The sequence below is a fragment of the Mycobacterium asiaticum genome, assembly GCF_001668675.1.
Taxonomy (GTDB): Bacteria; Actinomycetota; Actinomycetes; order Mycobacteriales; family Mycobacteriaceae; genus Mycobacterium; species Mycobacterium asiaticum_D.
Map to the genome: position 1 here is coordinate 20,941 of NZ_LZKQ01000079.1, position 7,354 is coordinate 28,294.

9 protein-coding genes are annotated in these 7,354 nt (G+C 66.3%); 7 read left to right on the top strand and 2 right to left on the bottom strand.

Annotated elements, in window-relative coordinates:
* Nucleotides 1–18 precede the first annotated feature (18 nt).
* On the top strand, nt 19–684 hold the full coding sequence (locus tag A9X01_RS07685; protein WP_065120178.1) for a GNAT family N-acetyltransferase: 666 nt from the start codon (nt 19–21) through the stop codon (nt 682–684).
* On the opposite strand, the gene A9X01_RS07690 is transcribed toward A9X01_RS07685, so the two are convergent.
* Both A9X01_RS07690 and A9X01_RS07695 read right to left on the bottom strand, forming a co-directional pair.
* Nucleotides 671–1,597 carry a class I SAM-dependent methyltransferase gene (locus A9X01_RS07690; RefSeq protein ID WP_065120179.1) on the bottom strand — a complete coding sequence of 309 codons (927 nt, stop codon included), beginning with the start codon at nt 1,595–1,597 and terminating at the stop codon, nt 671–673. The genes A9X01_RS07685 and A9X01_RS07690 overlap by 14 nt on opposite strands.
* Nucleotides 1,598–1,610: 13 nt before the next feature.
* Entirely contained in the window at nt 1,611–2,546 is a 936-nt protein-coding gene (locus tag A9X01_RS07695; RefSeq protein WP_065120186.1) for a class I SAM-dependent methyltransferase, read from the bottom strand.
* Between the two features lie 264 nt (nt 2,547–2,810).
* Between A9X01_RS07695 and secY the strand changes: the two genes are divergently transcribed.
* Genes secY through A9X01_RS07725 form a run of 6 tightly spaced genes read left to right on the top strand, consistent with a single transcriptional unit; the run spans nt 2,811 to nt 7,255 of the window.
* A complete protein-coding gene (gene secY, locus A9X01_RS07700; protein ID WP_065120180.1) occupies nt 2,811–4,136 on the top strand; it encodes a preprotein translocase subunit SecY in 1,326 nt (441 codons plus the stop codon).
* Nucleotides 4,133–4,678: an adenylate kinase gene (locus tag A9X01_RS07705; protein WP_065035092.1), complete on the top strand. Its 546-nt coding sequence runs from the start codon at nt 4,133–4,135 to the stop codon at nt 4,676–4,678. The genes secY and A9X01_RS07705 overlap by 4 nt, the downstream gene beginning before the upstream one ends.
* Before the next feature lie 2 nt (nt 4,679–4,680).
* Complete coding sequence (map, locus tag A9X01_RS07710; RefSeq protein WP_065120181.1) at nt 4,681–5,478, top strand: type I methionyl aminopeptidase; 798 nt, start codon at nt 4,681–4,683, stop codon at nt 5,476–5,478.
* Nucleotides 5,479–5,523: 45 nt separating this feature from the next.
* A complete protein-coding gene (locus tag A9X01_RS07715; RefSeq protein ID WP_081282255.1) occupies nt 5,524–6,060 on the top strand; it encodes a sigma-70 family RNA polymerase sigma factor in 537 nt (178 codons plus the stop codon).
* Nucleotides 6,061–6,066: 6 nt separating this feature from the next.
* A complete protein-coding gene (locus A9X01_RS07720; protein ID WP_065120182.1) occupies nt 6,067–6,759 on the top strand; it encodes an anti-sigma factor family protein in 693 nt (230 codons plus the stop codon).
* A gap of 7 nt (nt 6,760–6,766) precedes the next feature.
* Nucleotides 6,767–7,255, top strand: a complete 489-nt coding sequence (locus tag A9X01_RS07725; RefSeq protein WP_065120183.1) for a MarR family winged helix-turn-helix transcriptional regulator — start codon at nt 6,767–6,769, stop codon at nt 7,253–7,255.
* Nucleotides 7,256–7,354 lie beyond the last annotated feature (99 nt).

Sequence of the window (7,354 nt, forward strand, 5' to 3'; positions counted from 1 at the left end):
TGGTTCTAGGCTTATGCAATGACTGACCACGACCAGAACGCCGCCCGTCGAGAGATCGCAGATGCCTTGCTTGCCGCGTTGGAGCGTCGGCATGAGGTCGCCGACGCGATAGTGGAGGCCAAGAACAAGCCCGCCGCGGTCGAGGCGATCGTCAAGCTGCTCGGCACCTCTCATCTGGCGGCCGAAGCCGTCATGAGCATGTCGTTCGATCAACTCACTCAGGACGCCCGCGCCAAGATCCTCGCCGAGCTCGACGATCTCAACAAGCACCTCAGCTTCAACCTCAACGAGCGTCCCGCGAGCTCGGGGGAGACGCTCGAACTGCGTTCCTTCTCCGCGGTCGAGGACCGCGACATCTTCATCGCCCGCACCGACGAGATCAAAGCGGCCGGCGACGGGTCGGGCGCGCCGGCCGGCGACATCGACGACGAAATCAGGAAGGCGCTCAAGCGTTTGCACGACGAGGAAGCCGCCTGGTTCGTGGCCGTCGACTCCGGGGAGAAGGTCGGCATGGTGTTTGGCGAACTGCTGAACGGCGAGGTGAACGTCCGGATCTGGATCCACCCCGACCACCGCAAGAAGGGCTACGGCACCGCGGCGCTGCGCAAGTCCCGCTCCGAGATGGCGTGGGCCTTCCCGGCGGTGCCGATGGTGGTCCGTGCCCCGGCCGCTAATCCCGGATAGCGGTGATGGTGACGATGTTGCGCAGCTGGCCCAGCTCGTCGCCGTCCGGGAAGTCGCAGCCGTAGTCGGCGTACAACTCGCGCCGCGGCCGGGTGCTGACCTGCCAGCCCTTGCTGCTGAGGTAGTCGATGACGTTGCTGCGTTCGCCGTCGTAGAACAGACCCGAGAAGTCGATGTCGCAACCCAGGTTGGCCCAGCGATCGCTGAACTCCTGGGCGCGCTGTGACATCGGGACGTCCGAGTCGGGGTGGAACTCGGTGGCCAGCCTGCTGCCGGGCCCGCTGAGTGCGGTGATGTTGTCGAAGAGCCGGTCCTGGGCGTCCGGTGGCAGGTACATCAGCAGCCCCTCGGCGCTCCACGCCGTGGCCCGCGACGGGTCGAATCCGCTGCGCCGCAACGCCGCCGGCCAGTCGTCGCGCAGGTCGATGCTGACCGCCTTGCGGTGTGCCGACGGGGAGGCGCCCAGCGCCGACATGGCGGAATTCTTGAATTCGATCACCTTGGGCTGGTCGACTTCGTAGACCACGGTGCCGCGCGGCCAGGACAACCGATAGCTGCGCGCGTCCAGCCCGGCCGCCAGGATCACGGCCTGGCCGACGCCGGCCCGGGTGGCGTCGAGGAAGAAGTCGTCGAAGAAGCGGGTGCGGATCGCCATCGAGTCGGCCATCAGGCGCAGCTCCCGTGCGCGGCCCTCGTCACTGGTGACCTCGGGCACCTGGCCGTTGACCAGGCGGGTGAAGAAGTCCAGACCGACCGCCCGCACCAGCGGCGCCGCGAACGCGTCGTTGATGATCGGGTTGTCCTGTTCGGAGGCAACCGCGCGGGCGGCGGCCACCATCGTCGCGGTGGCCCCCACGCTGGACGCCAAATCCCAGGTGTCTCCGGAGGATCGTTGTGACTCAAACGAGGTCATGGCTTGCGCTCCTTCACAACCGCTCTGCACTCAGATAAACCACCTCGCCGAACGGGGCGTCGTCGCCCTCGGCCGGCACCAGCCCGTGTTGGGCGAACAGCTCCGCGTTGCGCGCGCTGGCGGTCTGCCAGCTGTGCGCGGCCAGGTATGTTCCGGCGTCCGTGCGGTCGTCGAAATACACCAGCGCGGCCATGTCGAAATCGAGGCCGTGGCTGCGCCAGCGGTCGTTCTGCCGCTGCATGCGGTTGCGCAACTCGTCCTTGTTGAGCTCGTTGATGTCCAGCAGGCCCTCGGTGGCGAACCGGCTGCCGGGCACGCTCAGCGCGGTGACCTGGTCGAGCAGCCGGTCCTGGGCCTCGGCCGGCAGGTAGCCCAGCAGACCTTCGGCGATCCAAGCGGTGCGCTGGGTGGGGTCGAACCCGGCGTCGCGCAGTGCGGCGGGCCAGTCGTCGCGCAGGTCGACGGCCACCGTGCGTCGGTTCGCGGTCGGCTCGGCGCCCAGCTGGGACAGCGTCGCGGTCTTGAACTCGATGACCTGCGGCTGGTCCACCTCGAACACCGTGGTGCCCGACGGCCAGGGCAGCCGGTAGGCGCGGGAATCCAGCCCCGCCGCCAGGATCACGGCCTGCCGGATGCCTGCGGCGGTCGCCTGGGCGAAGAAGTCGTCGAAGAACCTGGTCCGGATGGCCATGGCGTTGGCGAAATGCCTGGTGCCGGTGGCCGTTTCCGCGTCCAGATCGGCCAGATCCAGCTCGCCGCTGGCCAGCCGGGAGAAGAAGTCGACGCCGACCGCGCGGACCAGCGGCTCGGCGAAGTTGTCCGAGGCGACCGCTCCCGCGCCCTGGCTGTCGCGGGCGGCCACCGCGCGGGCCGCGGCGACCATGGTGGCCGTCAACCCGACGCTGGACGCCAAATCCCACGTGTCGCCCTCGTACCTAGCGCTGCCTATCTGGGTCATCGATGTGCTCCCGGAAACCAGTTCTGTTATTTAGCAAATATAACGAGCTATCAAGACTGTACGCCCCACCCTGGCAGGGCCCCTGCGTACCAGCTGTTAGTCTCGTACACGGTTTGACGCGCGACGGCGTACGTCCTGGCCTGCTGGGTGTTGGGCACGTGACGCGGGGTGAACCCAGGACTGATCAGAAAATGGACCCAGCCGGCCGAACCGGTTGGCATGCCGCGACCAGAGTTCGGCTGCGCAGGAGGAAGAGTGCTTTCGGCTTTCATCTCATCGCTGCGAACAGTGGACCTGAGACGGAAGATCCTTTTCACACTGGGCATCGTCGTGCTCTATCGCGTGGGGGCCACGCTGCCGTCGCCGGGCGTCAATTTCCCCAACGTGCAGCAGTGCATCAAAGAGGCCAGCGGCGGCCAGGCCGGACAGATCTACTCGCTGATCAACCTGTTCTCGGGCGGCGCCCTGCTCAAGCTCACGGTGTTCGCGGTGGGTGTGATGCCTTACATCACCGCGAGCATCATCGTGCAGCTGCTCACCGTGGTGATCCCGCGCTTCGAAGAGCTACGTAAAGAGGGCCAGGCCGGTCAGGCCAAGATGACGCAGTACACGCGTTATCTGGCGATCGCGCTGGCGGTGTTGCAGGCCACCAGCATCGTCGCGCTCGCCGCCAACGGCGGGCTGCTGCAGGGCTGCTCGCTGGACATTCTGTCGAACCAGACCATCTTCTCCGAGATCGTCATTGTGCTGGTGATGACGGCCGGTGCCGCCCTGGTTATGTGGATGGGAGAGCTGATCACCGAACGCGGCATCGGCAACGGCATGTCGCTGCTGATCTTCGTGGGCATCGCCGCCCGCATTCCCGCTGAGGGCAATCAGATCCTGCAGAGCCGCGGGGGGATGATCTTTGCCGCGGTGTGCGCGGCCGCGCTGGTGATCATCGTCGGTGTGGTGTTCGTCGAGCAGGGGCAGCGCCGAATCCCGGTGCAGTACGCCAAGCGCATGGTCGGCCGGCGGATGTATGGCGGTACGTCGACGTATCTGCCGCTCAAGGTCAACCAGGCCGGCGTCATCCCGGTGATTTTCGCGTCGTCGTTGATCTACATTCCGAATCTGATCACCCAGCTGGTGCGAAGCGGTAGCGGCGGTGGCGGCCACAGTTGGTGGGACAAATTCGTCGGCAGTTACCTTTCGGACCCGAGCAATCCGGTCTACGTCGCGATCTATTTCGGGCTGATCATCTTTTTCACGTACTTCTACGTGTCGATCACCTTCAATCCCGACGAGCGCGCCGACGAGATGAAGAAGTTCGGCGGCTTCATTCCCGGTATTCGCCCCGGTCGCCCCACCGCCGATTACCTGCGCCATGTACTGAGCCGAATCACTCTGCCCGGGTCGATCTACCTCGGTGTCATCTCGGTGCTGCCGAACGTGTTTTTGCAGATGGGCAACAGCGGCGGCATCCAGAATCTACCCTTCGGGGGTACCGCGGTTTTGATCATGATCGGCGTCGGATTGGATACGGTCAAACAGATCGAGAGTCAGCTCATGCAGCGCAACTATGAAGGGTTCCTCAAGTGAGAGTGGTATTGCTTGGGCCGCCGGGGGCCGGCAAGGGCACGCAGGCGCAGAAGCTGGCCGAGAAGTTGGGGATCCCGCAGATCTCCACCGGTGAGCTGTTCCGCAGCAATATCCAGGAGGGCACCAAGCTCGGCCTCGAGGCCAAGCGGTATCTGGATGCCGGTGACCTGGTGCCGTCCGAGCTGACCAACGAGCTCGTCGACGACCGACTCGACGATCCGGACGCCGCCAACGGCTTTATTCTGGACGGCTACCCCCGCTCGGTCGAGCAGGCCAAGGCGCTGCACGAAATGCTGCAGCGCCGCGGCACCGACATTGATGCGGTGGTGGAGTTCCGGGTGTCGGAGGAGGAGTTGCTGGAGCGGCTGAAGGGCCGTGGCCGCGCGGATGACACCGAAGAGGTCATTCACAACCGGATGAAGGTCTACCGCGACGAGACCGCGCCGCTGCTGGACTACTACCGCGACGAGCTCAAGACCGTCGACGCCGTCGGCACACTGGATGAGGTGTTCGCCCGCGCATTGCAAGCTCTGGGCAAGTAACCGTGGGTGCGCTGGCACGGCTGCGGAGCCGCAGAGTCGTGCCGCAGCGCACTGCCGGAGAGCTGGATGTGATGGCCGCGGCGGGTTCCGTCGTCGCCGCGGCCCTGCAAGCCGTGCGGACCGCCGCGGTCGCCGGGGTCTCCACGCTGGCCCTCGACGAAATCGCCGAGTCGGTGATCCGCGAATCCGGCGCGACCCCGTCGTTCCTGGGCTATCACGGCTACCCGGCATCGATCTGTAGTTCGGTGAATGACCGTGTGGTGCACGGCATTCCGTCGGCCGCCGAGGTTCTGGTGCCCGGTGACCTGGTGTCCATCGACTGCGGCGCGGTGCTGGACGGCTGGCATGGCGACGCCGCCGTCACGTTCGGCATCGGCGATCTCATCCCGGCCGATGCGGCACTGTCCGAAGCGACCAGGGAGTCGCTGGAAGCCGGAATCGCGGCGATGATCATCGGCAACCGGTTGACCGACGTAGCCCACGCCATCGAAACGGGCACGCGTGCCGCTGAAGTTCGCTACGACCGCGCGTTCGGGATCGTCGAGGGGTACGGCGGGCACGGCATCGGGCGGCAGATGCACATGGACCCGTTCCTGCCCAACGAGGGTTCGCCCGGGCGGGGTCCGCTGCTGGCGGCCGGGTCGGTGCTGGCCATCGAACCGATGCTGACGTTAGGGACGGGCAAGACGGTCGTTCTCGACGACGAATGGACGGTGACCACGGCCGATGGGTCGCGCGCCGCGCATTGGGAGCATACGGTTGCGGTAACCGAGGACGGTCCGCGCATCCTCACGGTTTGAACCAGCTGCTCATTCGCTTCGTGCTGTAGGGCAGGAGGTGATCGGGTGGCTCGCTTGGGTGACACCGAGGCGGCTGAAGCCGCCCTGATGAAGGCGCTCTACGACGAGCATGCCGGGGTTTTGTGGCGTTACGCGTTGCGGCTGACCGGGGGTGATGCCAGCCACGCTGAGGACGTCGTGCAAGAGACGTTGGTACGGGCCTGGCAACATCCGGAGGTCGTCAGCGACACGGAGCGCTCGGCGCGGGCCTGGTTGTTCACTGTGGCCCGTAACCTGATCATCGACGACCGGCGCAGCGCGCGGTATCGCAACACCGCCGGATCGATCGACGACACGAATGTTCCGGAGCATTCCAGCCCGGACGAGGTGAACGCGGCCCTGGACCGGCTGCTGATCGCCGATGCGATGACGCAACTTTCCGCCGAACACCGTGCCGTGATCGAGCGGTCCTACTACCGTGGCTGGACCACCACACAGATAGCCAACGACTTGGGGATCGCGGAGGGGACCGTGAAGTCGCGCCTGCACTACGCAGTGCGGGCGCTGCGCCTGACCCTGCAAGAACTTGGAGTCACGAGGTGACAGGACATGAATGACGTGAGGACGCACCATTACGCGACCTGGGATGCCGCGTATGTGCTGGGTTCGCTGTCGTCCCTCGAGCGGCGTGAATTCGAAGCACATATGGCGGAGTGCCCGTCGTGCCGAGCGGCGGTCGCCGAACTGAGCGGCGTGCCGGCCCTGCTCTCGCAATTGAGCCGGGAAGATGTCGCAGCGATCGACGAGTCCGGCCGTGGACCGGAGATCTCGCCGCGTCTGCTGCCGTCGTTGCTGCAGACGGTGCGCTGGCGGCGCCGCCGCACCCGGGTGACGGCGTGGGTGGCCGGGGCCGCGGCGGCCGTCGTGCTGGGCCTCGGTGTGCTGGTGGGCGTGCAGGGTGATGTGTCGCTGCATTCGCACCCGGGAACCGCGTCGGCGCAACCGATGGCTCAGGTCGGCACTCAACTGCTGACGTCGACGGTTTCGGTCACCCGTCAGCACTGGGGGACGTTCATCCATATGCAGTGCTTCTGCCTGGCCCCACCGGATGCGCACCACGACACCCTGGCCATGGTGGTGGTGGGACGCGACGGCAGCCAAACCCGGCTGGCGACCTGGGTGGCCGCACCCGGCCATACCGCGAACCCGGCCGGCAGCATCGCCACCCCGATCGACCAGATCGCTTCGGTGCAGGTGGTCGCGGCTGACAGTGGCAAGGTGCTGCTGGAACGTTCGCTTTAATAGGTGCGTGACCGATTCCCCCAAGCGCGATCCGATCGCTGCCGCGCGGGATAACTGGGAGCGGGCCGGCTGGGGCGATGTTTCGCAGGGCATGGTGGCGGTGACGTCGGTGATGCGTGCCCACCAGATTCTGCTGGCGCGCGTCGAGAACGCCCTGCGGCCTTACGATTTGAGCTTCTCCCGGTACGAGTTGCTGCGGCTGCTGGCTTTCAGCCGCACCGGTGCCCTGCCGATCACCAAGGCATCGGACCGGTTGCAAGTGCACGTCACCAGCGTCACCCATGCGATCCGCCGGCTCGAGGCTGACGGCCTGGTGCAGCGGGTGCCGCATCCCACCGACGGCCGGACCACGCTGGTGCAGATCACCGAGTTGGGCCGCTCGACGGTGGAGGACGCGACCGTCACGCTCAACGAGCAGGTTTTCGCCGATATCGGCATGCGGCCCGACGAGTCACAGGCGCTGGTGTCGTCGATCGAGACGCTGCGCGGGTCCTGAGCGCCCCCGTCCCGCCTGTCCTTACGCCGAGCGTCACCCGTCCTTACGCCGAGCGTCACGCCAGCGTGGCTGTCGGCCCCGAGCGTCACGCTAGAGTTC

Bases quoted from the DNA above. Each gene is read 5' to 3' on its own strand.
- A9X01_RS07685 (WP_065120178.1), top strand. From the start codon at position 19: ATGACTGACCACGACCAGAACGCCGCCCGTCGAGAGATCGCAGATGCC.
- A9X01_RS07690 (WP_065120179.1), bottom strand. From the start codon at position 1,597: ATGACCTCGTTTGAGTCACAACGATCCTCCGGAGACACCTGGGATTTG.
- A9X01_RS07720 (WP_065120182.1), top strand. From the start codon at position 6,067: ATGAATGACGTGAGGACGCACCATTACGCGACCTGGGATGCCGCGTAT.